Annotated in this window: 26 protein-coding genes; 5 read left to right on the top strand and 21 right to left on the bottom strand. The window is 65.2% G+C overall.

Features of this window, described 5'->3' with window-relative positions; all coding sequences use genetic code 11:
• Positions 1-5: 5 nt before the first annotated feature.
• The 7 genes from CCK87_RS04820 to CCK87_RS04790 all read right to left on the bottom strand — a co-directional run bounded on the left by CCK87_RS04820 (position 6) and on the right by CCK87_RS04790 (position 6,888).
• On the bottom strand, positions 6-686 hold the full coding sequence (locus CCK87_RS04820) for a RecX family transcriptional regulator (RefSeq protein WP_086460270.1): 681 nt from the start codon (positions 684-686) through the stop codon (positions 6-8).
• Between the two features lie 35 nt (positions 687-721).
• Entirely contained in the window at positions 722-1,789 is a 1,068-nt protein-coding gene (gene recA, locus CCK87_RS04815; protein WP_086460269.1) for a recombinase RecA, read from the bottom strand.
• A gap of 261 nt (positions 1,790-2,050) precedes the next feature.
• Positions 2,051-2,275, bottom strand: coding sequence for a DUF3046 domain-containing protein (locus tag CCK87_RS04810; protein WP_086460399.1), 225 nt, complete (start codon positions 2,273-2,275; stop codon positions 2,051-2,053).
• Between the two features lie 97 nt (positions 2,276-2,372).
• Positions 2,373-2,681 (bottom strand): helix-turn-helix transcriptional regulator, encoded by a 309-nt coding sequence (locus CCK87_RS04805; RefSeq protein ID WP_044443014.1) that lies wholly within the window; start codon positions 2,679-2,681, stop codon positions 2,373-2,375.
• 248 nt (positions 2,682-2,929) lie between these two features.
• Entirely contained in the window at positions 2,930-3,427 is a 498-nt protein-coding gene (locus CCK87_RS04800) for a CinA family protein (protein ID WP_086460398.1), read from the bottom strand.
• Positions 3,424-4,014 carry a CDP-diacylglycerol--glycerol-3-phosphate 3-phosphatidyltransferase gene (gene pgsA, locus CCK87_RS04795; protein WP_249273708.1) on the bottom strand — a complete coding sequence of 197 codons (591 nt, stop codon included), beginning with the start codon at positions 4,012-4,014 and terminating at the stop codon, positions 3,424-3,426. Before pgsA ends, CCK87_RS04800 begins: the two co-directional genes overlap by 4 nt.
• 6 nt (positions 4,015-4,020) lie before the next feature.
• Complete coding sequence (locus CCK87_RS04790) at positions 4,021-6,888, bottom strand: DNA translocase FtsK (protein WP_086460267.1); 2,868 nt, start codon at positions 6,886-6,888, stop codon at positions 4,021-4,023.
• 78 nt (positions 6,889-6,966) lie between these two features.
• Between CCK87_RS04790 and CCK87_RS04785 the strand changes: the two genes are divergently transcribed.
• Positions 6,967-7,584: a hypothetical protein gene (locus tag CCK87_RS04785; protein WP_086460266.1), complete on the top strand. Its 618-nt coding sequence runs from the start codon at positions 6,967-6,969 to the stop codon at positions 7,582-7,584.
• A gap of 14 nt (positions 7,585-7,598) precedes the next feature.
• On the opposite strand, the gene CCK87_RS04780 is transcribed toward CCK87_RS04785, so the two are convergent.
• From CCK87_RS04780 to hrcA, 10 genes are all read right to left on the bottom strand, one after another.
• Positions 7,599-9,275 (bottom strand): ribonuclease J, encoded by a 1,677-nt coding sequence (locus tag CCK87_RS04780; RefSeq protein WP_086460265.1) that lies wholly within the window; start codon positions 9,273-9,275, stop codon positions 7,599-7,601.
• A gap of 40 nt (positions 9,276-9,315) precedes the next feature.
• The gene (gene dapA / locus CCK87_RS04775; RefSeq protein ID WP_086460264.1) at positions 9,316-10,293 is read right to left on the bottom strand and encodes a 4-hydroxy-tetrahydrodipicolinate synthase; all 978 of its coding nucleotides are present in this window, start codon (positions 10,291-10,293) and stop codon (positions 9,316-9,318) included.
• A gap of 48 nt (positions 10,294-10,341) precedes the next feature.
• Positions 10,342-11,256, bottom strand: coding sequence for a GTPase Era (gene era / locus CCK87_RS04770; RefSeq protein ID WP_086460263.1), 915 nt, complete (start codon positions 11,254-11,256; stop codon positions 10,342-10,344).
• Positions 11,253-12,542: a hemolysin family protein gene (locus tag CCK87_RS04765; RefSeq protein ID WP_086460262.1), complete on the bottom strand. Its 1,290-nt coding sequence runs from the start codon at positions 12,540-12,542 to the stop codon at positions 11,253-11,255. Before CCK87_RS04765 ends, era begins: the two co-directional genes overlap by 4 nt.
• A complete protein-coding gene (gene ybeY, locus CCK87_RS04760) occupies positions 12,539-13,006 on the bottom strand; it encodes an rRNA maturation RNase YbeY (protein WP_086460261.1) in 468 nt (155 codons plus the stop codon). Before ybeY ends, CCK87_RS04765 begins: the two co-directional genes overlap by 4 nt.
• A complete protein-coding gene (locus CCK87_RS04755; protein ID WP_249273725.1) occupies positions 13,003-13,986 on the bottom strand; it encodes a PhoH family protein in 984 nt (327 codons plus the stop codon). The genes ybeY and CCK87_RS04755 overlap by 4 nt, the downstream gene beginning before the upstream one ends.
• Positions 13,987-14,032: 46 nt before the next feature.
• Entirely contained in the window at positions 14,033-14,395 is a 363-nt protein-coding gene (locus CCK87_RS04750) for a histidine triad nucleotide-binding protein (protein ID WP_086460259.1), read from the bottom strand.
• 83 nt (positions 14,396-14,478) lie between these two features.
• Complete coding sequence (locus tag CCK87_RS04745; protein ID WP_086460258.1) at positions 14,479-15,219, bottom strand: 16S rRNA (uracil(1498)-N(3))-methyltransferase; 741 nt, start codon at positions 15,217-15,219, stop codon at positions 14,479-14,481.
• A 2-nt stretch (positions 15,220-15,221) separates the two neighbouring features.
• Positions 15,222-16,328 (bottom strand): molecular chaperone DnaJ, encoded by a 1,107-nt coding sequence (gene dnaJ, locus CCK87_RS04740; RefSeq protein ID WP_086460257.1) that lies wholly within the window; start codon positions 16,326-16,328, stop codon positions 15,222-15,224.
• A gap of 96 nt (positions 16,329-16,424) precedes the next feature.
• A complete protein-coding gene (gene hrcA, locus CCK87_RS04735; protein ID WP_086460256.1) occupies positions 16,425-17,447 on the bottom strand; it encodes a heat-inducible transcriptional repressor HrcA in 1,023 nt (340 codons plus the stop codon).
• 183 nt (positions 17,448-17,630) lie between these two features.
• Here hrcA and CCK87_RS04730 point away from each other — a divergent pair, with 183 nt between their 5' ends.
• Positions 17,631-18,215 carry a DUF4870 domain-containing protein gene (locus CCK87_RS04730; RefSeq protein ID WP_086460255.1) on the top strand — a complete coding sequence of 195 codons (585 nt, stop codon included), beginning with the start codon at positions 17,631-17,633 and terminating at the stop codon, positions 18,213-18,215.
• A 68-nt stretch (positions 18,216-18,283) separates the two neighbouring features.
• Positions 18,284-18,664 (top strand): DUF4870 domain-containing protein, encoded by a 381-nt coding sequence (locus CCK87_RS04725; protein ID WP_249273707.1) that lies wholly within the window; start codon positions 18,284-18,286, stop codon positions 18,662-18,664.
• 7 nt (positions 18,665-18,671) lie between these two features.
• On the opposite strand, the gene hemW is transcribed toward CCK87_RS04725, so the two are convergent.
• Genes hemW through lepA form a run of 3 tightly spaced genes read right to left on the bottom strand, consistent with a single transcriptional unit; the run spans position 18,672 to position 22,434 of the window.
• Complete coding sequence (gene hemW / locus CCK87_RS04720) at positions 18,672-19,895, bottom strand: radical SAM family heme chaperone HemW (RefSeq protein ID WP_086460254.1); 1,224 nt, start codon at positions 19,893-19,895, stop codon at positions 18,672-18,674.
• 28 nt (positions 19,896-19,923) lie between these two features.
• The gene (locus CCK87_RS04715; RefSeq protein WP_249273706.1) at positions 19,924-20,577 is read right to left on the bottom strand and encodes a DUF1990 domain-containing protein; all 654 of its coding nucleotides are present in this window, start codon (positions 20,575-20,577) and stop codon (positions 19,924-19,926) included.
• A 3-nt stretch (positions 20,578-20,580) separates the two neighbouring features.
• Positions 20,581-22,434: a translation elongation factor 4 gene (gene lepA / locus CCK87_RS04710; protein ID WP_086460253.1), complete on the bottom strand. Its 1,854-nt coding sequence runs from the start codon at positions 22,432-22,434 to the stop codon at positions 20,581-20,583.
• A gap of 115 nt (positions 22,435-22,549) precedes the next feature.
• On the opposite strand from lepA, the gene CCK87_RS04705 reads away from it, so the two are divergent.
• On the top strand, positions 22,550-23,437 hold the full coding sequence (locus CCK87_RS04705) for an NAD-dependent epimerase/dehydratase family protein (RefSeq protein WP_086460252.1): 888 nt from the start codon (positions 22,550-22,552) through the stop codon (positions 23,435-23,437).
• 18 nt (positions 23,438-23,455) lie between these two features.
• On the opposite strand, the gene CCK87_RS04700 is transcribed toward CCK87_RS04705, so the two are convergent.
• Positions 23,456-25,114 (bottom strand): aminotransferase class I/II-fold pyridoxal phosphate-dependent enzyme, encoded by a 1,659-nt coding sequence (locus CCK87_RS04700; protein WP_170927143.1) that lies wholly within the window; start codon positions 25,112-25,114, stop codon positions 23,456-23,458.
• 212 nt (positions 25,115-25,326) lie between these two features.
• Between CCK87_RS04700 and rpsT the strand changes: the two genes are divergently transcribed.
• Positions 25,327-25,587, top strand: a complete 261-nt coding sequence (gene rpsT / locus CCK87_RS04695) for a 30S ribosomal protein S20 (RefSeq protein WP_085487736.1) — start codon at positions 25,327-25,329, stop codon at positions 25,585-25,587.
• Positions 25,588-25,589: the final 2 nt, after the last annotated feature.

The following is a 25,589-nucleotide window of genomic DNA, read 5'->3' as shown; positions in this document are numbered from 1 at the left end:
CCCGTTCAGCGGAAACGGACCGTGCTCGTGCCCGAGACCAGCGTCTTCGAGACAGCGTCGCGCACGACCTGCGAAGGATACCCCTTGCGCTGCAGGAAGCTGCTCAGACGCCGTTCAGCCGTCGCCCTGTCGAGGCGAAGCAGACTGGGCGCCTTCTTCTCGGCCAGCTCGAGCGCCCGGGCGAGCTCGTCATCGTCATCGAGTGAGGTCAGCACGTCGGAGACGATCTCTTGGCTGACGCGCTTGGCCCCGAGCTCACGCTGGATCTGACTGCGGCCGAACCCCTTGCGGCGATGCAGTCGCTCGATCTCGCGCTCGGCGAACGCATAGTCGTCGACGTAGCCCTTGGAACGATAGATCGTGAGAAAGCCTTCGAACGCCGACGACTCGACACCGTTCGCCGCGAGGATCTCTGTGACCTGCCATTCGGAGAGATCTTTTCGGGCCAGAGCCCGCACCACGAGATTCTCGAGGTCCGCGAGTTGCAGCTCCTGCTGGTCGACTTGCTCCGGGGTGAGCCCGGTGGTGTCGAGAGTCGGAACTGCTACGGGGCCGGCATAGTGACGTGCGGGCTGCTGCTGCTCATCGGGTGCACCGAACAGAAAGGCCACGGGCGCGACCGAGCTGTCGGCAGCCTCGTTGGAGCCGTCGTCGTCGGAGTCGGACGAGCCGGAGAATCTGACCATGACCGTGGCCTTTCTGTGGAGGTGGTGAGTGAGGATCAGGCGCCCTTGCGGGCAGCCGCCTTCGGTGCCAGGGCGACCGGCGCAGCAGGCGCAGCGGCCGTCTTGTCGGCGCCGATACCGAGCTTGGTCAGGATCTTGGTCTCGATCTCCAACGCGATCTCGGGATTCTCGTTGAGGAAACGGCGGGAGTTCTCTTTGCCCTGGCCCAGCTGTTCTCCCTCGTAGGTGTACCAGGCGCCCGACTTGCGGACGATCTCGTGTTCGACGCCGAAGTCGATGAGGCTACCTTCGCGAGAGATGCCGATGCCGTAGAGGATGTCGAACTCGGCCTGCTTGAAGGGCGGCGCCATCTTGTTCTTGACGACCTTCACCCGAGTGCGGTTGCCGACCGCGTCAGTGCCCTCTTTCAAGGTTTCGATGCGTCGGATGTCGAGACGAACGGACGCATAGAACTTGAGCGCCTTGCCACCGGCTGTGGTTTCGGGGCTACCGAAGAAGACACCGATCTTCTCTCGCAGCTGGTTGATGAAGATCATCGTGGTGTTCGTGGTGCTGAGACCACCGGTGAGCTTGCGGAGCGCCTGAGACATCAGGCGAGCCTGGAGTCCGACGTGCGAATCTCCCATTTCGCCCTCGATCTCGGCTCGCGGCACGAGAGCCGCCACCGAGTCGATGACGATGAGGTCGATCGAGCCGCTTCGCACGAGCATGTCGGCGATCTCGAGCGCCTGCTCACCTGTGTCGGGCTGAGAGACGAGAAGTGCGTCGATGTCGACGCCGAGCTTCTGGGCGTAAGCCGGGTCGAGCGCGTGCTCGGCGTCGATGAACGCAGCGATTCCGCCGGCCTTCTGAGCATTCGCGATCGCGTGCAGCGTGAGCGTCGTCTTTCCGGACGACTCAGGACCGTAGATCTCGACGATGCGACCCCGAGGAAGACCACCGACGCCGAGCGCGACGTCGAGGGCGATCGAACCCGTCGGGATGACCTCGACAGGCGCGCGGTCGTCGCTGCCGAGGCGCATGACGGAGCCCTTGCCGAACTGTCGGTCGATCTGTGCAAGCGCTGTTTCGAGTGCCTTTTCTCGTGTGGCATCTGATGGCATTGCTGTCTCCTTCTGTCGTGCGCGGAATCCGTCGCGTGAGTTTTTCGCCTATAGGCTGTCGCGCCGGCGGACCGGGTATCGACAAGGCGTTCGCATCGTGTGGTGCGTGTAATCCGACTGTAGACACGACCACCGACACGGACTCCGCGGCGGGATCGATCGGTGGACAACACGACCAACAGTTCTGCTGTGAAGGAGACTACACAGTTCTAGAACATATATTCGATAGGGTGCTGGCGTGTCGGCTCGGATTGCCGATATTCAGCCTCGCGGGGAGGGCAGGCCAACTCCGTGCCATCGCGACTCGGGCACGCCAGCCGCTCGGCAGAGCGCGAGCCACACCTCTCGCGGCGGAACTCCCTGACGGAGGGCATCGTCTGCGGTTCGATCGGACAGCTCGGCGATAACCAGGTCTCCGGTCAGAACTCGGCCGTAAGCCGCCCCGAACTCGTCGGAGACGGCTCTACGAAACTCGCTCAATCTCATGTTGCCCCTCAGCGCCGCACCTGCGGAAACGGTGAAGGGCCCCGTCACATCGCTCGTGACGGGGCCCCACGTGATCGATCTCGTGCTCGGAGGCGGACTACCGAGTGAGAAGCTTGGAGTCGTAGCCGGCGACGAACTCGTCGGGCACGGTATCGGGAATGGTATCGATGCCTTCGATGACAGCGAGTCGGTCTCCGACTTCACGCATGATGACCGAGATAGGCGTATCGAGCGCCTCGGCTACCGACGCGAGGATCTCGCTCGATGCCTCTTTCTGACCGCGCTCGACCTCGCTGAGATAGCCGAGGGCAACGCTTGCTTTGCTGGCAACCTGCCGAAGGGTGCGACCCTTCTGGAGACGAAAGTCTCGCAGCACGTCGCCGATCTCCTGGCGAACTAAAATCACTGGACCCCTCCTTGCTGTGTGCCTTGCGTCAATCGAACCTTGCCGACCGGGAGAAACCCGTTCGGTACTGTGTGAAACTCTAAACGACACTGAACCGTCTTTTCTGTGAATGACATTAGTTGTAACGAGATGGAAATGCCGTTCATTCCCGAGTCGGACGAATGTCGATCGCGAGTTCTCATCGATGATTCGTGGCCGGGGCCGTCACGGATTGGAAGACAGCACGGGTCGTCGTCGGCCGGTCACGTCTAACGCAGCGTCTCGAACATCAATCGGACGGCCGCCGCAACGGTCTGCTGTCGCACCGTGGCACGGTCACCGTCGAGCTGAAGCCTTCGAGAGAGCCGGCCACTCTGCGTGGCGAAGCCGAGGAACACCGTTCCCGCAGCGTGGCCGTCTTGCGAGCCGGGACCGGCCACACCCGTGGTCGAGACTCCCCAGCTGGCGGCATGCGACTCCGTGCCAAGGCGATGCCGCGCACCCTCCGCCATCTGCATGGCGACCTCGGGATCGACGGGGCCTCGATCGGAGAGGATGTCGGCGTCGACTCCGAGCACGGAACTCTTGAGATCTGTCGCGTACGCGACCACTCCCCCACGCACTACTCGGGACGCGCCCGGAATGCGGATGAGCTCGGCGACCAGCAGGCCGCCCGTCAGCGACTCCGCGACGGCCACGGTGAGTGAACGCCGCGTCATCTCGTCGATCAACGCTCGGGTCTCGTCGAGCGGCACCGACTGCGTCATGACACCGTCTTGGCCGCTCGGCTGAGGCGCCATGCCTGCACGAGGTAGTCGATACCGGTGATGACGGTGAGGATGAACGCGATCGACATCGTGACGATATTGACCCAGTCGAACCAGCCGCCGACAAGGGAAGGGAACGGAACGAGCGCGAGCGAGATCGCGATGGACTGCGCCAGCGTCTTGAGCTTTCCGCCGCGGGATGCCGGAATGACGCGATCGCTCAGGACGGCGAACCGGAACACGGTGATGCCGATCTCGCGCACCAGGATGATCGCCGTCACCCACCAGGGCAGTTCCATCAAGATCGACAGCCCGACGAGCGCCGCGCCCGTGAGCACCTTGTCGGCGATCGGATCGAGCAGCTTGCCGAGGTCTGTGACCTGGTTTCGAGATCGTGCGATGTGGCCGTCGATGCCATCCGTGGCGATGGCAATGATGAACAGTGCGGCCGCGGCATAGCGAAGCGGCGTGTCTGCGCCGTCGTCGGCAAGGAGCATCCAGAAGAACAGCGGCGCAAGCAGGATGCGGACGACAGTGATGGCGTTCGGAAGGTTCCAGTTGCTGACGCGCGCGGTGGCCTCGGTCACGGTGATCTACTCTCTGCCGGTCAGGCCCCAGGCATCTTCGTCTGAATCGCCCTCTTCTTCAGGGTACCGCTCGAGACCTCGGGCCACCGGATCGTCGGCGTAAGGATCGCTGGCAGCGTCAGGGCTCGTCGGTGCGGACGGCTGTGGCGCTGCGGCCGCAGGAGCTGCAGGCGTGCCTCGGAGCATGGCGAGCACCTCGGGGAGCTGTTCCGCCGTGACCAGGACGTCGCGCGCCTTCGAGCCCTCGGACGGACCGACGATGTCTCGCGACTCCATCAGGTCCATGAGACGGCCGGCTTTGGCGAATCCGACCTTGAGTTTGCGCTGCAGCATCGATGTCGAGCCGAACTGCGTGTTGACCACGAGCTCCGCCGCGGCGAGAAGAACCTCGAGGTCATCACCGATGTCGGCGTCGATGTTCTTCTTGACCGCCTCGACCGCCACGTCGTCTCGATACTCGGGCCGAGCCTGGTGGGTGACGTGCTGAACGACGGTGGCGATCTCTGCTTCGCTCACCCACGCGCCCTGCACGCGGATGGCTTTCGAGGAACCCATCGGCAGGAAGAGCCCGTCGCCCTGGCCGATCAGCTTGTCTGCGCCCGGCTGGTCGAGGATGACCCTGGAGTCGGTGACGCTCGTCACCGCGAACGCCAGCCGGCTCGGCACGTTCGCCTTGATGAGACCGGTGACGACGTCGACGCTCGGTCGCTGCGTGGCGAGAACGAGGTGGATGCCCGACGCTCGCGCCAGTTGGGTGATTCGGACGATCGAGTCTTCGACGTCGCGGGGCGCCACCATCATGAGGTCTGCCAGCTCGTCGACGACGATCAGCAGATACGGGTAGGGCTTCAGCTGTCGGTGGCTGCCGACCGGAAGGATGATCTCGTTGTTGACGACGGCTTTATTGAAGTCGTCGATGTGCCGGAAACCGAAGCTCTCGAGGTCGTCGTACCTCATGTCCATCTCTTTGACGACCCAGGCCAGTGCTTCGGCGGCCTTCTTGGGATTCGTGATGATGGGGGTGATGAGGTGCGGAACACCCTGGTACGCCGTCAACTCGACACGCTTGGGGTCGATGAGCACCATACGGACCTCGCTGGGCTTCGCGCGCATCAGGATCGACGTGACCATGGAGTTGACGAAGCTCGACTTGCCGGAGCCCGTGGAACCGGCGACGAGGAGGTGCGGCATCTTGGCGAGGTTCGCCATCACGAACTTGCCCTCGACGTCTTTTCCGACGCCGATGGTCATGGGGTGGTTGTCGGACGCCGCCTTCGACGATCGGAGCACATCGCCCAAGGAGACGATCTCGCGGTCGGTGTTCGGGATCTCGACACCGATGGCGCTCTTGCCCGGGATGGGCGAGAGGATACGCACCTCATTGCTGGCCACCGCGTACGACAGGTTCTTCGACAGGGCCGTGACACGTTCGACCTTGACACCGGGGCCGAGTTCGATCTCGTAGCGCGTGACCGTCGGGCCACGAGAGAAACCGGTGACCGTCGCGTCGACCTGGAACTGCTTCAGAACCTCGGTGATGGCCGCGACGATGTCATCGTTGGCGGCCGAGCGGGCAAGTGAAGGTCCGCCTGTCTTGAGGCTGGCCGCCGCGGGCAGCCGGTAATCGGCGGCGGGAGTGTCGATCTCGATTCCGGATTCGGTCGCTTCGTCGTCGAGATCGAGCTCGGGCTGCACGGCACGCACGGATGGCGGCGGGTAGGCGGATGGCGACTCGGCGGCCGCATCGTCGAGCAGGCTCGTCTGGGGTGCAGCACCGGGCCGGATCTCGCCGGTGAACCGTCGAACAGCGCGTTCGGCTGCCTTCATCTCCTTGAGCAGGCCGGCTCGGGCTGCCTCGTCTGCGTCGTCGGGATCGACGACGCTGGCGGCGTTGGCGAACGGCTCGTCCGCGATCGGGGTGCGATCTTCGACTCGCGGAGCCATCGCAGGAGCGTCGAACTCGGGATCTTCTTCGCGCTGCGACGAATTGCGCCTCCACCACGGGAGACCTTCAGAGCCGACCTCGCGCGCCGCGAGATCGATCTGCTCGGTCGACAGCGCTTCTGTGCCCGCCTGGGCCTTCAGCGCCTTTTCTGCCTTCGCCGCCTTCTTCGCCTCACGGTGCTCTGCCTCGTCGGGGAATGCGGCACCGAACAGGTAGGCATAGAGCTCGCGAAGGCGAGAGCCGATGCGGTTCGGTGGCGTCTTGGTGAGGATGAAGACGCTGAGCAGCAGCAGCGCCGAGACCACGATCGTGGCGCCGATCGGCGTGATGAGGGCGACCAAGGGCGCTGCGAGGACCCAGCCGAAGATTCCGCCGCCCGAGGCGAGCTGGCCGCCCGCGGGGTTCGGCTGACCGCCGTAGATGTGACACAACGACGACACGGTGACGAGCATGAGACCGAGCCCGATGCCGATGCGACCGTTGTTGTGCACCGAACTCGGATGCCGGAAGAGCCATGCCGCGAGCAGGATGAGCACGACGGGAAGGGCATATGCCACCCGCCCGAAGAGGAGGCCGAAGGTCCACGTCTCGATCGTGACGGCGACAGCGTTGGAGACGAGGAACCACTCGACGACGGCGCCCGCGATCGCGAGCAGCACGAGCAGGAACGGGACTCCGTCTCGCCGCTCGGTCTTGTCGAACTCTGCCGGAGAGAAGGCCCGGAACGCTCCACCGACGACATGAGCCATCGCGAGCCACGCGCGACCGGCGACGCCCGGACCCTGTTCTTGCTTGGCGGCGGGGTTCAGCCGCACGGTCTTCTGGGTCGCGGCCGCACGCGTGGGGGTCTTCCGGGCGCCCGTAGACGCACCCGTTCGACCTGAGGACGCTCCGCGTGCGCGAGAGGTCGACTTGGTACTCGTAGCCATGCGCTCACGCTACCTGTGGGCACCGACTATCGCCGGTTGCGTGGGCCGGGTGTCTGAATTCCGGCGTACTCTCGTGCCATGTCGTCTCGCCTCCGCCTTGTCTTGCTCGTGTCGCTGCCAGCCGTGATCTGCGCACTCATCGGACTCGTGCATCCGCACCATCTGACCGACGAGACGGCTTCGAGATGGCAGGTGATGCACCTGATCCTGATCCCTCTCTTCCCCCTGGTCGGACTCGGGCCCTGGCTCGTCGCGCGGCACTCGAATCGACCTCTGGGCTGGATCGCAGCCGTCGGCGGATATGGATTCGCCACGTTCTACACATCGCTCGACCTCTTAGCGGGCGTCGCGGCGGGCACCCTGCAACTGGCCGGAGTCACAGACGGAAAGGCGCCCGTCTACGAGGTGGCCCGAGCACTCGGCCTGATCGGCGTCGTCTCGCTCGTTCTCGCGTGCATCGCGGCTACCGCGGCGGTCGCGATCCGAGCGCGCCTGCGCGCGCTGCCGGGCGGCATCCTCGCGGTCGTCGGCGCCTGCCTCATTCAACCGGGACACATCTACGCCGGGCTCGGCACCGCGGCGATGCTCCTCCTCGCAGCAGGGCTTGTACTGCTCGCGCTCACGGCCACCTCGAAGCGCTCGAGCGTCGCACCGACAACGGCGAAGGGCCCGGCGACTGTCGCCGGGCCCTCCTGATTCTCGAAACGAGACTACGCCTCGATGACGAGGGGAACGATCATCGGTCGACGACGGTACGAGGTGTTGACCCACCGTCCGACCGTGCGGCGAACGACCTGCTGCATGGCGTGCTGGTCGTGCATGCCGTTCTTGGATGCCTCGGCGAGGGCCGCGACGATCTTCGGCTTCACATCGTCGAAGACGGATTCGTCTTCGGCGAAGCCCTTGGCGTGGATCTCCGGCCCGACGACCACACGGCCTGTCTGGGCCTCGATCACGACGATGATCGAGATGAATCCCTCCTCGCCGAGGATGCGACGGTCCTTGAGATCCGCGTCCGTGATCTCTCCGACGCTGGAACCGTCGACGTACACGAATCCGAGGTCGTACTGACCGACGACGGAGGCGACGCCGTCTTTCAGGTCGATCACCGTGCCGTCTTCGGCGATGATCGTGTTCTCTTCGGGGACGCCGGTCTGCTGGGCCAGTTTGGCGTTGGCCACGAGGTGGCGCTGCTCGCCGTGCACAGGTAGAACGTTCTTCGGCTTGAGGATGTTGTAGCAGTAGAGGAGCTCGCCCGCGGCGGCGTGTCCGGAGACGTGCACCTTGGCGTTGCCCTTGTGCACCACGTTGGCGCCGAGCTTCATCAGACCGTTGATGATGCGGTAGACAGCGTTCTCGTTGCCAGGGATGAGGCTCGATGCGAGGATGACGGTGTCGTTCTCCCCGATCTCCACCTGGTGTTCGCCGTTGGCCATGCGGCTGAGCACGGCCATCGGCTCACCCTGTGACCCCGTCGACATGTAGACGATCTTGTTGTCGGGGATGTCCCCGGCCTTCTTGAAGTCGATGAGCACGTTCTCGGGCACCTTGAGGTAGCCGAGTTCCGCGGCGATCTGCATGTTGCGCACCATCGAGCGGCCCAAGAGGGCGACCCGACGTCCGTTGTTGTGCGCGGCATCCAGAACCTGCTGCACGCGGTGCACGTGGCTCGAGAAGCTGGCGACGACGACACGACGCGGGGCGCGACGGATGACGTCGTCGAGGACCGGACCGATGGAACGCTCGAGCGCGGTGAAGCCGGGAACGTCGGCGTTGGTCGAGTCGACGAGGAACAGGTCGATGCCCTCCTCGCCGAGGCGCGCGAAGGCACGAAGGTCGGTGAGGCGGTTGTCGAGGGGAAGCTGATCCATCTTGAAGTCGCCCGTGTGCAGCACATTGCCCGCGACCGTCTTGATCGCCACGGCCAGCGCGTCGGGAATGGAGTGGTTCACGGCGACGAACTCGAGTTCGAACGGGCCGAACTGCTCGATCTGCCCCTCGGCCACAGTGAGCGTGTAGGGCTTGATGCGGTGCTCTTTGAGCTTGGCCTCGATGAGCGCGAGGGTCAGGCCCGAACCGATCAGGGGAATGTCGCGCTTCAGACGAAGCAGGTAGGGAACGGCGCCGATGTGGTCTTCGTGGCCGTGGGTGAGAACGATGCCGAGAACGTCGTCGAGGCGATCGCGCACGATCGAGAAGTCGGGCAGGATCAGGTCGACGCCCGGCTGGTGCTCCTCGGGGAAGAGCACGCCGCAGTCGACGATCAGCAGTTTGCCGTTGATCTCGAAGACGGTCATGTTGCGGCCGATCTCGCCGAGGCCACCGACGGGGATGACCCGGAGGGTGTCTTTGGCGAGGGCTCGTGGTTCGTATGCGGTAATGGGCATGTGCCCTCCTAGCTGGTGAATTCCAGCCCGTGGTGACGGGCTAGCGTGTTGTGCCCGCGACCTTCGGCAGAGCGCCGCCGGCGGCGGCGTTGCGGTCGGGGCGGAAGTTGGTGAAGTCGATCGAGGGGATCCCCTTGACCAGATCGATCTCGTTCTCGATGTGCGCGGCTTCCCACTCCTCGGGGCCGACGAGCGGCAACCGGACGCGGGGGCTGCCGATACGGCCGAGGCCGTGAAGAATGTATTTGGCCGCCACCGTTCCGGGAACGTGGGTCATGACCGCTCGAACCAGCGGCTCGAGCGACTGGTGCGCCGCCGTTGCCGTGGCGAGATCTCCCGCGTTGACCGCGTCGACCATCGTGCGATAAGGCCCGGAGGCGATGTTGTTCGTGACGCCGATGAGCCCGGTCGCGCCGATCGACAGGTGTGGCAGCACGTTGGCGTCGTCGCCGGAGAAGTACATGAGATCGGTCTGGTTGATCACCCGACTGACCTCGCTGAAGTCGCCCTTGGCGTCTTTGATGGCGAGGATGTTGGGGTGCTTGGCGAGTCGGAGAATCGTCTCGTAGGTGATGGGCACGCCCGTTCGCCCGGGGATGTCGTAGAGGATCACGGGCAGATCTGTGGAGTCGGCGATCATGCGGAAATGCGTGAGCAGGCCGGCCTGGGTGGGCTTGTTGTAGTAGGGCGTGACAACGAGGTTGCCATCGGCACCCGCCTTCTCGCTCTGGCGAGCAAGCTGCATGGCGTGCGCGGTCTCGTTCGAGCCGCCGCCCGTCAGCACCTTCGCGCGGCCGGCCGAGACCGATTTGGCGACCTGCACGAGCTGCAGCTTCTCCGCGTCGGTGAGCGTCGAGGTCTCCCCCGTCGTTCCCGAGACGACGATGCCGTCGGCTCCGTGGCTGATGACATTGTCGATGTGCTTCTCGACGCTCGGCCAGTCGACCTCTCCGTCGGCTGTGAACGGGGTGACGAGGGCCACGAGTACCTGGCCGAACGGATTCTCTTTCGTGATCACGGGTTACAGGCTACCGGTCGCACAAGCCCGAACACTGACACGGCGGCGTCAGAATCCGAGTCGCCCGAGCTGCTTGGGGTCACGCTGCCAGTCCTTCGCCACCTTGACCCGCAGGCTGAGGAACACCTGCTTGCCTATGAGGGGTTCGATCTGCTCACGGGCGGTGGCGCCGACGGCACCCAGCCTCGATCCGCCCTTTCCGATGATGATGGCCTTCTGACTGTCGCGCTCGACGAACACGTTCGCGTAGATCTCGACGAGCTCGCGATCCTCTCGCTCGATGATGTCGTCGATCGTGACGGCCAGGGAGTGGGGCAGCTCGTCGTGGACGCCCTCGAGCGCGGCCTCGCGAATGAACTCCGAGATGCGCGCCTCGAGGCCTTCGTCGGTCGTCTGCTCGGTCGGGTACAGCTGGGGAGAGACCGGAAGAAGGCGGATGAGCTCGGCCGACAGGATGTCGAGCTGGATGCTGCTCTGGGCGGACACGGGAACGACGGCGGCCCAGTCGCGCAGCTCGGACACGGCAAGTAACTGCTCGGCGACGGCCGGACGCGATGCAGCATCGATCTTCGTGACGATGGCGACCTTCTTCGCCTTCGGGAAGCTCTCGAGCTGCTCGTTGATGAACCTGTCGCCGGGGCCGAGTTTTTCGTTGGCCGGGATGCAGAAGCCGATCACGTCGACGTCGCCGAGTGTGGTCTGCACGATCGCGTTGAGCCGCTCACCCAGCAGGGTGCGCGGTCGGTGCATTCCCGGGGTGTCGACGAGGATCAGCTGTCCGTCTTCGCGGTGCACGATGCCACGGATGGCTCGTCTCGTCGTCTGGGGCTTCGAGGAGGTGATCGCCACCTTCTCACCCACGAGGGCATTCGTCAGTGTCGATTTGCCGACGTTGGGGCGCCCCACGAACGAGACGAATCCCGCTCGGAAGTCGTTCGGTGCTTCGGTGCCGGAGTCGGTCACTCGGATCCTCTCTCTGAGACAGTCGGCGTCGCCGAGGTGTCTCGTTGCACCAGGACGGTGCTGATTCTTTTGCGGCGACCCTCGGTGCGTTCGGCCGTGAGCACGAGGCCCGACGTCGTGACCCGGGATCCGCTCGATGGCAGGCGACCGAGCTCCTTCGAGAGGAGCCCGCCTACGGAATCGACGTCATCGTCGTCGAGTTCGAGATCGAAGAGCTCGCCGAGTTCGTCGACGGGAAGCCGTGCGCTGACTCGATAGACGCCGTCCGACACGTTCTCCACCTCCACGATCTCTCGGTCGTACTCGTCGGAGATATCTCCCACCAGCTCCTCGATCAGGTCTTCGAGGGTGACGAGGCCGGCGATTCCACCGTACTCATCCACAACCATGGCGAGGTGATTGGAGTCGAGTTGCATCTGTCGTAGCGTGTCGTCAACTTTTTTCGACTCGGGAACGAAGAGAGCAGGACGAGCGAGTTCGCGGACGGTCTGCTTGTCGACGGCCGCCGGCTTCTCGTGACTGAGGCGCGCGACGTCGCGCAAGTACAGGATGCCGACGATCTCGTCGACGTCGTCGGCCACCACGGGCATGCGCGACACTCCGGTACTGAGGAACAGCCCCATGCCCTGACCCACGGTCGCCGTGTCGTCGACTGTCACCATGTCGGTGCGCGGAATCATGACCTCGCGCACCACCGTGTCGGAGAAGTCGATGATCGAGTGGATGAGTTCGCGATCCTCCTCTTCCAGCACGTCGAGCTCCGTCGCCTCGTCGACCATGCTGAGCAGCTGCTGCTCAGACGTGAAGGCCGCGGATCGCGGCCGGCCGGGGGTGACTCGATTGCCGAATGCGACGAGAGCCCCGGCTATAGGACCGAGAACCACTCGGAGAGCGTGAACCAGAAAGGCCGTCAGACCGACGACCGCTTCTGGATGCGCCCGCCCCACGCTGCGTGGACTCGAGCCCACCAAGACGAACGACACAGTCGTCATGATCAGCGCGGCGAACAGCAGAACCAGCCAGGGCCCGTCGATCCAGACAGTGAGGACGATCGTGACGAGGACCGCGGCGGTCGTCTCCGAGACGACACGAGCGAAGTTGACCGCGTTCATATGGGGGCTCGGATCGGCCGCGATAGCGCGCAACGATCTCTTCGCCCTGTACTTCTCGGCGAGTTCGGCGATGTCACCGCGAGAGAGCACAACGAGCGCCGAATCCGTGGCCGCGAAAAGCCCGCCCAACGCCACGAGGAGGAAAGCGGCGATCAGAAAGAGTGCAGTGATCATGTACGACGGCGACGCTCGGTGGCTGCGAAGCCCGCGAGGATGTCGCGCTGCAGACCGAACATCTCCTTCTCCTCGTCGGGTTCCGCGTGATCGAATCCGAGGAGGTGAAGAACACCGTGCGCCGTCAGGAGCTGCAACTCGTCGAGGGTCGTATGACCGGCACCGACGGCCTGCACCTCGGCCACCTGCGGACACAGCACGATGTCACCGAGCAGGCCGGGAGGGGTCGGAGCGTCTTCGGTGCCCGGGCGCAGCTCATCCATGGGAAAGCTCAGGACGTCTGTGGGCCCCGGCTCGTCCATCCATTGCACATGAAGCTGCTCCATAGCGGCCTCGTCGACCAGCACGATGGCCAGTTCGGCGTCGGGATGCACGTGGAGCTGATCGAGCGCGTAGGTCGCGAGCCGCAGAATGGCCGTCTCGTCGACGGGAATCGCGGACTCGTTGTTGATCTCGATGCTCATCGCGTCTTCTTGTACCTTTGGTCTCGCTCGGAGGCGCCGATCGTGTCGCCGGCCTTCTTGGCCATCTGAATCTGGTCGTACTTCGTGTATGCGTCCACGATCTGTCCGACCAGCGTGTGCCGCACGACATCGGCGCTGGTCATCGTCGCGAAATGGATGTCGTCGATGTCGCCGAGAACTCGGGTCACCAGCTGCAGACCACTCGTTCCCATGGGCAGATCGACCTGCGTGATGTCACCCGTGATCACCATTCGCGAGCCGAAACCCAGACGGGTGAGGAACATCTTCATCTGCTCCGGCGTGGTGTTTTGCGCCTCGTCGAGCACGATGAACGAGTCGTTGAGCGTGCGTCCGCGCATGTAGGCGAGCGGCGCGACCTCGATCGTGCCCGCGGCCAGAAGCTTCGGGACGACCTCGGGATCGAGCATCTCGTTGAGCGCGTCGTAGAGGGGTCGGAGGTACGGATCGATCTTGTCCGTCAGGCTCCCGGGGAGGTATCCGAGACGTTCCCCCGCCTCGACGGCAGGACGCGTCAGGATGATGCGATTGACCTCTTTGCGCTGCAGTGCCTGCACGGCCTTGGCCATCGCGAGGTAGGTCTTGCCCGTTCCAGCCGGCCCGATTCCGAACACGATGGTGTTCTCGTCGATCGCGTCGACATAGGCCTTCTGTCCTGCTGTCTTCGGCCGGATGCTCTTGCCCCGCGTCGACAGGATCGCCTGCCCGAGCAGGTCGACCGGGCTGGCCGTCTTGTCGGCGTCGAGGATCGCAGCGCTCGAGGTGACTTCTGTGGAGGTCAAATCCTGTCCGTTCTTGATCATGAGAAGAAGTTCTTCGACGAGCCGCCTGGCCGAATCGACCTCGTCGGCGTCGTCTCCGCTGAGAGTGACCTCGTTGCCTCTGACGTGCACGTCGACGCCGGGATACTGCTTCTCGATCGTCGAGAGAAGTCGGTCCTGTGGCCCGAGCAGGCGCACCATGGCGATGCCGTCGATATAAATACGCGCCTCGCCCTGCGCAGATCCGTCAGCCGTCGGCAAGAGAGTCCTCTCCGAGTCCGCCCGCGAGAACATGCGCGTGCACGTGGAAGACGGTCTGACCCGCGGCCTCACCGGTGTTGAACACCAACCGGAACTCACCGCCCGCACGCTCGTCGGCGATGCGAGACGCTAGTGCGACGACCTCGGCGAGCAGAGCGGGGTCGCCTGCCGCGAGCTCGACGACGTTGCGGTACTTCTCGGTCTTCGGCACGACGAGCACGTGCACGGGCGCCTTCGGAGCGATGTCTTCGAACGCGATGACCGTCTCGGTCTCGGCAATGATCGTTGCGGGAATCTCTCGCGCGACGATGCGCGAGAAGATCGAGGGTGAGTCGCCTGAGGTTGACATGTTTCTATCTTAAGAGCGTGGGCCTCGCCGCAGCAGGTGGCGCCGAGCGCGTTCGCTCTCGGCACAGCCCGGGCAGGCGCTCGTCACCAGCGGTTCAGCCGCACGTTGAGCACGGAGAGCGCGGACGGACCCGCCGTCGAGGTGCGCAGGATCTCGTCGCCCAGCCGCACTCGAACGGCGCCTCGGCTCTCGAAGAGGTCGAGTTCGTGCGGCGCGATTCCGCCCTCGGGGCCGACCACGAGAATCAGGATGCGCGCATCCGCCGGAATCTCGACGTGCGAGAGGCGGGTCTCGGCCGTCGGGTCGAGAACGAGCACCGTCGCGTCCTCAGCGAGGCGAGCGAGTTGCTTGGTGTTCATGTGCTGCTCGACCGAGGGAACCCACGACCGGATGGACTGCTTCGCGGCCTCTCGAACGATGGCACCCCAGCGCTCCATGCCCTTCGTGACCTTCGCTCCCGTCCACTTCGAGACCGATCGCTCGGCCGCCCACGGAATGACGCCGGATGCGCCGAGCTCGGTCGCGGCCTGCACGGCGAGTTCGTCGCGGTCTCCCTTGGCGAGCGCCTGAGCCAGCCACACCTCGGGAACGGGCGCTGCGTCGAGCGTCGACACGTCGACCCTGATCTCGAGCGCTGCGGGTTCGACCGTCACGATCGGACCTCGCACCACGAGCCCCGCACCGTCGCCGATGGAGATGACCTCGCCGGCCCGGAGCCGATTGACGGTCACCGCGTGTCGCGCCTCAGGCCCGGCAAGCGCCACCTGGTCTCCGACCGCGTGCGGCACGGCTGCGAGGTCGGAGCGCAGAAACAGGGAACTCATGCTCAGACGTTGAGGAAGCGGTCGCGCAGCTTGGCGAACAGACCCTGCTGGAAATGGCCGAGGGTCGGTGCCGGGTACTTGTGCGCCTTGGCCAGCTGCTTCACGAGCTCTTTCTGCTTGTGGTCGAGCTTCGTGGGGGTCGTCACCTGCACGCCGATCTTGAGGTCGCCTCGGCCCTGGCCGCGGAGGTGCGTGATTCCACGCCCCTTCACCGTGATGATCTCCGCGCTCTGTGTTCCCGGCTTGATCTCGACCTCGATGTCGCCGTCGAGGGCGGTGACGGACGAGGTCGTGCCGAGCACGGCATCCCACATGAAGACCTCGAGGGTGCAGAGGATGTCGTCGCCGTTTCGGCTGAAGACATCGTGGTGCCGCACCTTCATCTCGAGGTAGAGGTCACCGTTGGGGCCACCGGCCGGGCCGACCTCGCCCTGGCCGATGAGCTGCAGGCGGAGGCCGGTGTCGACGCCGGCGGGGATGTCGACGGGAATCGAGCGGCGCGCGCGCACGCGGCCCTGGCCCTGGCAGGTGACGCAGGGAGCGGGGATGACGGTGCCGTAGCCGCGGCAGGTGCCGCAGGGGGCGCTCGTCATGACGTTGCCGAGAAGGGAGCGCACCGCCCTCTGGATCTGGCCGCTTCCGCCGCAGATGTCGCAGGTGACGGGAGATGTGCCGGGCTGGCAGCACGAGCCGTTGCAGGTCTCGCAGACCACGGCCGTGTCTACCTCGAGGTCGCGGTGGGTTCCGAAGATGACCTCTCCGAGGTCGATCTCCACTCGAAGCAGCGCGTCCTGGCCGCGCTCCTCGCGCGACTTCGGACCCCGCGAGCCCCCCTGTGCTCCGAAGAAGGTCTCGAAGATGTCGCCGAAGCCACCGAATCCGCCCTGCCCGCCCGGGAAGCCCTGCTGCGGCCCCCGGTCGTAGTCGCGGCGCTGGCCTGGATCGCTCAGCACATCATAGGCATGAGTGACGGCCTTGAACTTCTCCTCTGCATCTGGCGCGGAGTTCACATCGGGGTGCAGCTCTCGCGCCAGTCTGCGGTAGGCCTTCTTGATCTCTTCGGGGGTGGCGCTCTTGTCTACGCCGAGCACGTCGTAATGGTCAGCCACGCGGGCGTCTCCTTATAAGTCGGGATTCGCTGGCCGTGGAGCGGCAGCGTTCTGTCAGATGGGGCCGGCGTCGGCATGACGCGCGGGAAAACGGGGTCAACTCTCGCCGAGAGTGCGGGAAAGGTAGCGAGCCACCGCGCGCACGGCAGCGATGTTGCTCGAGTAGTCCATGCGCGTCGGCCCGAGAACGCCGAGGTGGGCGAGAGAACCGCCCTGGGCGCTGTATCCGCTTGCGAGGATGGACGTTTCACCGAGGCCGAACGGGGCGTTCTCTCGTCCGATGCTTACCGACACTCCACGCTGATCCGCCTCGAGCTCGCTGAAGAGTCGCAGAAGGACAACCTGCTCTTCGACTGCTTCGAGCACCGGAAGGATGCTGCCGTGGAAGTCGTTCTCCGTGCGCACGAGGTTGGACGCGCCGGCGATCACCAGTTTGTCGTGGCGCGTGGCCGCGACGTGATCGGCGATGGCGGCGACGATGACCCGCACCACCGGCATCCGGGACGCCGCGAACATGCCGGGAAGCTCGCCGAGGCGAGCGGCCGCCTCGACGACACCGACGCCCGCGAGCGCCGTGTTGAGCTTGGCGCGGAGCTCTCCGAGGAAATCGACGTCGACCTCTGAAGGAACGTCGACGACGCGCTGGTCGACGTGCCCGGAATCGGTGATGACAACGAGAAGAAGCTTCTGAGGGGCGAGCGCGACCACCTCGAGGTGACGGAACCGCGCCTGCTGCAACGACGGGTACTGCACCATGGCCACCTGCCGGGTGAGCTGGCTGAGGAGGCGCACGGTGCGTGCGAGAACGTCGTCGAGGTCGGCGGATTCGCCGAGGAACGTCTCGATCGCCTGGCGCTGAGCCGGGGTCAACGGCTTGAGGTCGGCCAGGTGGTCGACGAACAGGCGATACCCCTTGTCTGTCGGGATGCGGCCCGACGACGTGTGCGGCGCCGTGATCAGCTCTTCTTCTTCGAGGAGCGCCATGTCGTTTCGGATGGTGGCGGCCGAGACACCGAACGAGTGTCGATCGACGATCGACTTGGAGCCCACCGGCTCACGGGAGGCCACATAGTCTTGCACGATCACCCGGAGTACTTCGAGGCTGCGGTCTGACACCATATGGCGACACCTTCCTCTCGTCTGCACTCTTTCGTCTGCACAGTCTCGCGAACGATTGGCACTCGGAGATCCTGAGTGCCAATTATATCTCGCTCACGGCACCGAAGGATCATTGCCGGCCGAAGGAGTTCCGCAGTATCTTGTGCTGGAAGCCCTCATCCAGCGACGAAAGGCAAGCGACTCATGTCCGATCCCCATGCGACTCCTGAGAATCCCTCGGGCGCGGGCGGGCCGACGCCCCCTCCCTCTACGCCGCCCTCGGGCCAGGTCCCTCCCGACTTCGGAGCACCCGCCGGAGGATCCACGCCCCCGCAGTACGGAGCTCCGCAGTACGGTGGCCCTCAGTACGGCACGCCGACCGGCGGCCAGACGCCGCCGCCCGGGTACTCGCCCCCGCCCGCTGCGGCACCCGGCGCACCGCTCAGCCAGTCCGACGACAAGCTCTGGGCGTCGCTCGCGCACTTCGGCGGCGTTCTCAACTTCATCCCGCCGCTGATCATCTGGCTGGTCTTCAAAGACCGCGGTCCGCTGACCAACCAGGAAGGCAAGGAGTCGCTGAACTACCAGATCACGATCGCCATCGCCTGGGTCGCGTATTCCATCATCGCCGTGATCCTCGGCTTCATTCCCATCCTCGGCGGCCTCATCGCGACGCTCCTCTGGCTTGTCGTGATTGCGGCACAGCTCGTCTTCCCGATCATCGGCGGAGTGAAGGTGAACGGCGGCGGCACCTACCGCTACCCGTTCGCTATTCGACTCATCAAGTAGCACGCTCAGCAAAGAAGCGCTGGTCGACACCTCGTGTCGACCGGCGCTTCTTTGCTTTAATGGTCGACATGACTTCAGCCCCACCTCCGTCCAACGCCTCCTATCAGGCGCAGCCCCCGATGGCGCCGCAAGACCAACGCCTCTGGGCGACGCTGATCCACCTCGGCGGAATCCTCTTCGGATTCGTGCCCGCACTCGTCGGGTATCTCGTCTTGAAGGACCGCGGAGAGTTCATCCGCCAGCACACTCTCGAGGAACTGAACTTCCAGATCTCGCTGGCGATCTATCTGACCGCGACGGTGCTCCTCGGCTTCGTCACATTCTTCATCGGAACGGTTCTGGCGTTCCCCATCGCGATCGCGGCGATCATCTTCATGATCATCGCCGCCGTCAAGGCGAACGCGGGAGATTTCTACCGCTACCCGCTGACGATCCGCCTCGTCAAGTAACGAAAGGCTAGCTCGTCAGGCGCCTCACCACGGCGTCGGCGAGCAGCCGCCCGCGCAGGGTGAGGACGACCGTGCCCTGGATCGCCGACCGCCCGTCGACGAGACCATCGGCGATCAGGCCGGCGACCTCGCGCCTCGGCTCCGCCGCGAGCGAGTCGATGCGCAGGCCCTCGCGGATGCGTGTCAGAAGCAGCACCCGCTCTGTCTCGCGGGTCGTCGCATCCAGAGTCTCGCGGCCGGCGGCCGGCGAATGGCCGGCCGCGATGCGCTCGGCGTACGCGGCGGGATGTTTGACGTTCCACCACCGAGTGTCTCCGACGTAGCTGTGTGCTCCCGGGCCGACGCCCCACCAGTCGTGTCCCTGCCAGTACGCGAGATTGTGCCGTGAGACGAACGACTCGTCGGCCGCCCAGTTGCTGACCTCGTACCAGGAGTAGCCGGCCGCGGCGAGCATCTCGTCGGCCAACTCGTACATGTCGGCCTCGAGATCGTCGTCGGGCTCTGCGACCTCGCCCGACTTGATCTGGCGCGCCAGCTTCGTTCCCTGCTCGACGATGAGCGCGTAGGCCGAGAGGTGATCGGGCTGGGAGGCCAAGGCGCTCTCGAGCGACGTGCGCCAGTTCTCGAGGGACTCGCCCGGTGTGCCGTAGATCAGATCGAGGCTCACCTGGAGCCCGGCTTCGCGCGCCCACTCGACCACGAGCGGCACGCGCTCAGGATCGTGCGTGCGATCGAGAGTGCGCAGCACGTGGGGCACGGCGGACTGCATGCCGAAACTCACCCGGGTGAATCCTGCGTCGGCAAGGGTCTTCAGATAGTCGGCGTCGACGCTGTCGGGGTTCGCTTCGGTCGTGACCTCGGCGCCCGGTTGCAGCCCCCAGGCGTCACGGACGGCAGCGAGCATGCGCACGAGGTTCTCGGCGGGAAGCAGGGTCGGCGTACCTCCACCGAAGAAGACCGTCGACACCTCTCGAGAGGGAACGCCGGACTGCTCGAGCACACGGCGAGCGAGGTCGACCTCGACCACAGCCTGAGACGCGTAATCAGACTGCTTCGCGCCTCGAAGCTCGGTGGCCGTATAGGTGTTGAAGTCGCAATAGCCGCAGCGCACGCGACAGAACGGCACGTGCAGATAGACGCCGAAGTTGCGGGTGGCTGCGTCACGGTCGGAGCCCTGGGGCAGCAGACCGTCGAGCGGTGCGGGATCGCCGAGGGGAAGGGCCGACGCCATCAGTGTCGACCAGGCGAGGAGTGAACGCTCACGCGGCGCGACCGGGAAGAAGCGCGCGCAGATAGCGCCTCGTCATCAGGCGCTGCTGGCGGCGGAGCAGAGGTGAAACGAGTCGATAGAAAGCAGTGCTGCCGCGCGAGAAGGAGCGAACGGTGAACCAGACGGAATCGTCGGGTTCGTGTGTTACGACGAAGCTCTCCTCACCCTCCTCCGGATGCCCTGGAAGGGTTCCGTAGGCGAAGCCTGCCTCGTTCGGCTCGTCGATGACGAGAACGACCCGCACGGGCGCCGTGACGACACGGCCATAGGCCCGGATGCGCAGATCGGCCGTGACGCCGGCCGAGATCTGCGGCGTTCCGTCTTCGGAATAGGTGAGTTCGGGATTCACGTCGCGGGCGGCCAGCGGAGTGCCGTCGGCGTCGTAGACGAGCCCCGCGTAGTCGGTGTCGCTCGGCGTCGGCAATTCGATGTTCGAGACCTCGATGCCGCTGTTCTTCTGAACGCCCCACGCCAACAGGGTGGCCGCGGCGGTGTCGAAGCGGTCGCGCCCCGAGCCGATGCGGATGCTGTCTTCCGCCGGCCGGTATCCCTTCGGCGGGTAGAACATGAGATCCGGAGCCTGGGAGGCGCCGACGGCCGCGTAGGTCAGAGACTGGCCCGTGTGCGTGGATCGCTGCAGCATCGGCTACTTCTTTTCTTTCTTCGTCTCCGTGTCGCCAGACAGGGCAGCGATGAAAGCGCCCTGCGGCACCTCGACGCGACCGACCATCTTCATGCGCTTCTTGCCCTCTTTCTGCTTCTCGAGGAGCTTGCGCTTGCGACTGATGTCACCGCCGTAGCACTTGGCCAGCACGTCTTTGCGCATGGCGCGGATCGACTCTCGGGCGATGATGCGCGCACCGATCGCGGCCTGGATGGGCACCTCGAACTGCTGACGCGGGATGAGCTTGCGCAGACGCTCGGTCATGAGCGCCCCGTAGGCCTGAGCCTTGTCGCGGTGCACGATCGCGCTGAACGCATCGACCTGCTCACCCTGCAGCAGGATGTCGACCTTCACGAGGTCGGCCTCCTGATCTCCGATGGGCTCGTAGTCGAGCGAGGCGTACCCCGCCGTCTTCGACTTGAGGCTGTCGAAGAAGTCGAAGACGATCTCGGCGAGCGGCATGTTGTAACGGATCTCGACGCGGTCTTCTCCGAGGAACTCCATGCCGAGGAGGGTGCCTCGACGGCTCTGGCACAGCTCCATGATGACGCCGACGTAGTCTTTCGGCGCCAGGATCGCAGCCTTGACCACCGGCTCGTGAACGCTCGTGATCTTGCCCGACGGAAACTCGCTCGGGTTGGTGACCGTGACGGTCTTCTTGTCTTCGGTGGTGACCTCGTAGATCACGCTCGGCGCGGTGGCGATGAGGTCGAGCCCGAACTCGCGCTCGAGGCGCTCGTTGATGATCTCGAGGTGCAGCAGTCCGAGGAATCCGCAGCGGAACCCGAATCCGAGGGCCACAGACGTCTCGGGCTCGTAGACGAGCGAGGCGTCACTGAGCTTCAGCTTGTCGAGGGCGTCACGAAGCGCCGGGTAGTCGGTGCCATCGATCGGGTACAGACCCGAGAACACCATCGGCAGCGGCTCTGTGTAGCCCGGAAGGGCCTCGGTGGCCGGCTTCGAGTGGGTGGTGACCGTGTCGCCGACCTTGGACTGACGGACGTCTTTCACTCCGGTGATGAGGTAGCCCACCTCGCCGACGCCGAGTCCCTTACTGGGGGTCGGCTCGGGCGACGACACTCCGATCTCGAGGATCTCGTGAGTGGCGCGGGTAGACATCATCTGGATCTTCTCGCGCGGCGAGAGCTGGCCGTCGATCATGCGTACGTAGGTGACGACGCCGCGGTAGGAGTCGTAGACCGAGTCGAAGATCATCGCGCGAGCCGCGGCATCCGGATCGCCCTGGGGCGCGGGAACGAGGGCTGTCAGCCGATCGAGGAGTTCGGGAACGCCCGCGCCCGTCTTGCCGGAGACTCGCAGCACGTCTTCGGGCTTGCCGCCGATGAGGCTGGCCAGCTCTTGTGCGTACTTGTCGGGGTCTGCTGCGGGCAGGTCGATCTTGTTGAGAACGGGGATGATCGTGAGGTCGTTGTCGAGCGCGAGGTAGAGGTTCGCCAGCGTCTGGGCCTCGATGCCCTGGGCCGCGTCGACGAGCAGGAGCGCGCCCTCGCAGGCAGCGAGCGACCGGGAGACCTCGTAGGTGAAGTCGACGTGGCCGGGGGTGTCGATCATGTTGAGCGCGTAGGTCTGACCCTCGAGCGACCACGGCATGCGCACTGCCTGGCTCTTGATCGTGATGCCGCGCTCGCGCTCGATGTCCATGCGGTCGAGGTACTGAGCACGCATGTCGCGGTCGCTGACGACGCCGGTGATCTGCAGCATGCGGTCGGCGAGCGTGGACTTGCCGTGGTCGATGTGCGCGATGATGCAGAAGTTGCGAATGAACGCGGGGTCGGTGGATGCCGGCTCCAGGGCCTTATTAGCTAGCGGGCTCACGCGTTCCTCTTGTGTCGTACGGCGGGTAAGCGCCCATTCTCTCACGTTGTTCGAGGCCGACGCTTTTCGTCACGTCGCGGGGGTAGTAGTCAGTTCGGCGCGGTTGAATGTGGTCATGAGTATTTTTCTTACCGGTGCCACCGGCTTCATCGGATCCGCAGTCCTCCGCCAGCTCCGCCTGCAGGGACGTGACGTGACCGCCCTGGTGCGCTCTCCCGAGAAGGCGGCCAAAATCGAGGCTCTCGGAGCCACCGCGGTGATCGGCGACGTCACCGACGCCGAACTCGTGACCGAGCAGGCGATCGCGAGCGACGGCGTCATCCACCTCGCCGCTCCCGGCGACGACACCAGCCGCGACGTCGACGACGCCTTCGTGACGGCCGTCTTCGCGGGTCTCGAAGGGAGCGACAAGCGCTACGTGCACACGGGCGGAATCTGGGTCTGGGGAGACAATCCCGACATCGATGAGGATTCGCCCCGTCACGCTCCGGCCATCGTGGCGTGGCGCGAAGAGATCGAGAAGCGCGTGCTCGGCGCGCAGGGCGTCTCGACCACGCTGATCGCTCCCGCCGTCGTCTTCGGCCATGGCGCAGGCATCCCGGCGCTCTTCCTCGGCGACGACAGCGGCGTATCGCCCGTCGTCCGACTCATCGGCGACGGCTCGCAGCACTGGACCACGGTGCACGTCGACGACCTGGCCGAGCTGTACATCCTCGCCTTCGACCTCGGCGAGTCCGGCTCCACCTACATCGGTGCCAGCGGCGAGAACCCGACTGTGCGCGAGATCGGCGAGGCCGCGGCCTTTGGCCAGGGTCTCGACTCCCGCGTCGAGCCTCAGACGGTCGAAGAAACTCACGCCCGCCTGGGAGCGCCGTTCGCCGACGCGCTGCTGCTCGACCAGCAGGCCAGGGGAAGCGCTGCCCGCATCGACCTCGGCTGGGAGCCGAACGGTCCGAGCCTCATCGACGAACTGCGCACCGGGTCGTACGCGGCGAAGAACTAGTCGGTCGTCGCGCGCCTGTTACAGCTCCAGGCCGTAGGCGCGCGACGGCTCGATGCCGGGAGGGTTCTCGCGATCGGGCATGCGCGAGAACCCGCGCCGCTCGTAGAGTCCATGCGCGGTCGTCATCTCGGTTCCGCTGTTCATGACCACGCGCTCGGCTCCTCGCTCGCGAGCGAGGTCGATGACGAAGTCGGTGAGGATGCTGCCGACGCGACGACCGCGCGACGCCGGGTCGACTGCGAGGAGACGGAAGTCGAACTCGCCCGGCCGTCCCAGCGGCGTCAGCAGCTCGCCCGGTCGAGGCGTCGTGACCGAACCCAGGATGCGGCCTGTCGCGTCGTCGACGGCGACCCACACCTCGCCGATGGCCGCGTGATGCGGCACATCGAGGATCTGCACCGCGTAGTCGTCGCCGATGGTGAAGTCGAGTCGATACGCCTCGAGACGCTGACGGGCGATCTCATCGTGCTCGTCTGCTCGGGCGAGGCGCACGGAGATGCCGCCACGCGCGATCGCCTGCGCATCCGTCTCGTGTCGCTCGGGTTCGGGCAGACGACGGATGCCCTCGAGCAGATCGTCGAGGCCGGCCGCGACACAGATGCGGATCCATCCCTCTCCCCCACGACCGAACGCACTGCCCGGTGCCACGGCGACCCGTTTCTCGAGCAGGAATCGCTCTGCCCACCCCGCCACGTCGCCGTCCGTCGCGTATCCGACATTCACCCACAGGTAGAAGGCGCCCGACGGCTGGAGGTATTCGATTCCGCGCTCGCGCAGAAGCGCGGTGGCGGCGTCGAGGTTCTGCCGGTAATGCAGAGCAGCGGTTTTGACATGCTGCTGATCACCCTCGACGGCCACGAGGGCGGCCAGCTGTGCGGGCGTGTTGACACAGCTGATCATCGCCTCCTGCGCCGTGCGCATGATCGTCGACAGCCCCGGAGGTGTGACGAGGTATCCGACTCGCGCGCCCGTGAGCGCGTAGGTCTTCGAGAGCGAGAACACGGAGAAGACCCGGTCGTCGGCGTCGAGACCCGCCACCGACACGTGCGGGGACTCGTAGCTGAAGGCCTCGTAGACCTCGTCGCTCAGGATCCACAGGTCGTGCTGCCTCGCGAATTCGACGAGCGCCCGCAGAGTCTCCTCGGGAAAGATCGCTCCGAGCGGATTCGACGGCGAATTGATGATGATCATGCGGGTGCGCGGCGTGACGAGTCTCGTCAACTCATCGAAGTCCGGCAGAAAAGCGTTGTCGCGGCGCAGCGGATACGGCACCGAGACCGCGGAGATCATGGCCGCGTTCATCGCGAAGGTCGAGTAGCCCGGGTCGGGGATGAGGACCTCGTCTCCCGGCCCGAGAGCGAGACTCATCGCGAGGTACAGCGCCTGCATGCCACCGCAGGTCACCCAGACCTGCTCCGTGTCGACGACGACGCCGTTCTCGCGCGCAAGCTTGCGAACCAGGGCCTCGCGGAGCACGAGAAGGCCACCGTTCGGCCCATAATCGGTCTCGTCGGCGAGCCAGGCATCCGAGCCCGCTCTGAGGATCTCGGGGGCGACATCGACGTCGGGCTCCCCCACCGCGAGCATCAGCACGTCGTCGAGCGCCAGCGCCATCTCGAAGATGCGCCGGATTCCCGACGGAGGGACGGAATCGATGTGGGATGAGAGCTGCGGCATGAGAGCATTAAGGCTACGCCTCGGTCGGGGTACGGTGAAACGCCGCAGTCCGCACAGGCAGCGAACACGTGGGCCGCCTCGATATTGTCGAGAAGGCGCCTGTCTGGTAACGTTGCCTGTTGGCTTACGCTTCCGTCTTACTATGCGGAGCGAACTCGCGGTCGCCGGTCGATCGCATTGCATTCATCCGAACACATACAAGAGGTAATTTCGTGGCAAACATCAAGTCGCAGATCAAGCGCATCGGCACCAACAAGAAGGCCCAGGAGCGCAACAAGGCCGTCAAGAGTGGCCTGAAGACCGCTATCCGCGCCACCAAGACCGCTGTCGCCACGGGCGATAAAGACAAGGCCCTCGCCGCACTGATCGCAGCGGGCAAGAAGCTCGACAAGGCCGCCTCGAAGGGCGTCATCCACAAGAACCAGGCCGCGAACCGCAAGTCGGCCCTCGCGAAGACCGTCGCCTCTCTCTAAAG

Origin of the sequence: Agreia sp. VKM Ac-1783, from assembly GCF_900177765.1 — a bacterium.
In the GTDB taxonomy this organism is placed as follows: domain Bacteria; phylum Actinomycetota; class Actinomycetes; order Actinomycetales; family Microbacteriaceae; genus Agreia.
Note: the sequence above shows the minus strand (reverse complement) of the source record. Positions and strands in the feature narration are given on the sequence as shown.

Coding starts and splice junctions, on each gene's coding strand:
- CCK87_RS04820 (WP_086460270.1), bottom strand. CDS start 686: ATGGTCAGATTCTCCGGCTCGTCCGACTCCGACGACGACGGCTCCAAC.
- recA (WP_086460269.1), bottom strand. CDS start 1,789: ATGCCATCAGATGCCACACGAGAAAAGGCACTCGAAACAGCGCTTGCA.
- CCK87_RS04810 (WP_086460399.1), bottom strand. CDS start 2,275: ATGAGATTGAGCGAGTTTCGTAGAGCCGTCTCCGACGAGTTCGGGGCG.
- CCK87_RS04800 (WP_086460398.1), bottom strand. CDS start 3,427: ATGACGCAGTCGGTGCCGCTCGACGAGACCCGAGCGTTGATCGACGAG.
- CCK87_RS04790 (WP_086460267.1), bottom strand. CDS start 6,888: ATGGCTACGAGTACCAAGTCGACCTCTCGCGCACGCGGAGCGTCCTCA.
- CCK87_RS04785 (WP_086460266.1), top strand. CDS start 6,967: ATGTCGTCTCGCCTCCGCCTTGTCTTGCTCGTGTCGCTGCCAGCCGTG.
- CCK87_RS04780 (WP_086460265.1), bottom strand. CDS start 9,275: ATGCCCATTACCGCATACGAACCACGAGCCCTCGCCAAAGACACCCTC.
- CCK87_RS04765 (WP_086460262.1), bottom strand. CDS start 12,542: ATGATCACTGCACTCTTTCTGATCGCCGCTTTCCTCCTCGTGGCGTTG.
- ybeY (WP_086460261.1), bottom strand. CDS start 13,006: ATGAGCATCGAGATCAACAACGAGTCCGCGATTCCCGTCGACGAGACG.
- CCK87_RS04755 (WP_249273725.1), bottom strand. CDS start 13,986: ATGGTGCGCCTGCTCGGGCCACAGGACCGACTTCTCTCGACGATCGAG.
- CCK87_RS04750 (WP_086460259.1), bottom strand. CDS start 14,395: ATGTCAACCTCAGGCGACTCACCCTCGATCTTCTCGCGCATCGTCGCG.
- CCK87_RS04745 (WP_086460258.1), bottom strand. CDS start 15,219: ATGAGTTCCCTGTTTCTGCGCTCCGACCTCGCAGCCGTGCCGCACGCG.
- hrcA (WP_086460256.1), bottom strand. CDS start 17,447: ATGGTGTCAGACCGCAGCCTCGAAGTACTCCGGGTGATCGTGCAAGAC.
- CCK87_RS04730 (WP_086460255.1), top strand. CDS start 17,631: ATGTCCGATCCCCATGCGACTCCTGAGAATCCCTCGGGCGCGGGCGGG.
- CCK87_RS04725 (WP_249273707.1), top strand. CDS start 18,284: ATGACTTCAGCCCCACCTCCGTCCAACGCCTCCTATCAGGCGCAGCCC.
- hemW (WP_086460254.1), bottom strand. CDS start 19,895: ATGGCGTCGGCCCTTCCCCTCGGCGATCCCGCACCGCTCGACGGTCTG.
- CCK87_RS04715 (WP_249273706.1), bottom strand. CDS start 20,577: ATGCTGCAGCGATCCACGCACACGGGCCAGTCTCTGACCTACGCGGCC.
- CCK87_RS04705 (WP_086460252.1), top strand. CDS start 22,550: ATGAGTATTTTTCTTACCGGTGCCACCGGCTTCATCGGATCCGCAGTC.
- CCK87_RS04700 (WP_170927143.1), bottom strand. CDS start 25,114: ATGCCGCAGCTCTCATCCCACATCGATTCCGTCCCTCCGTCGGGAATC.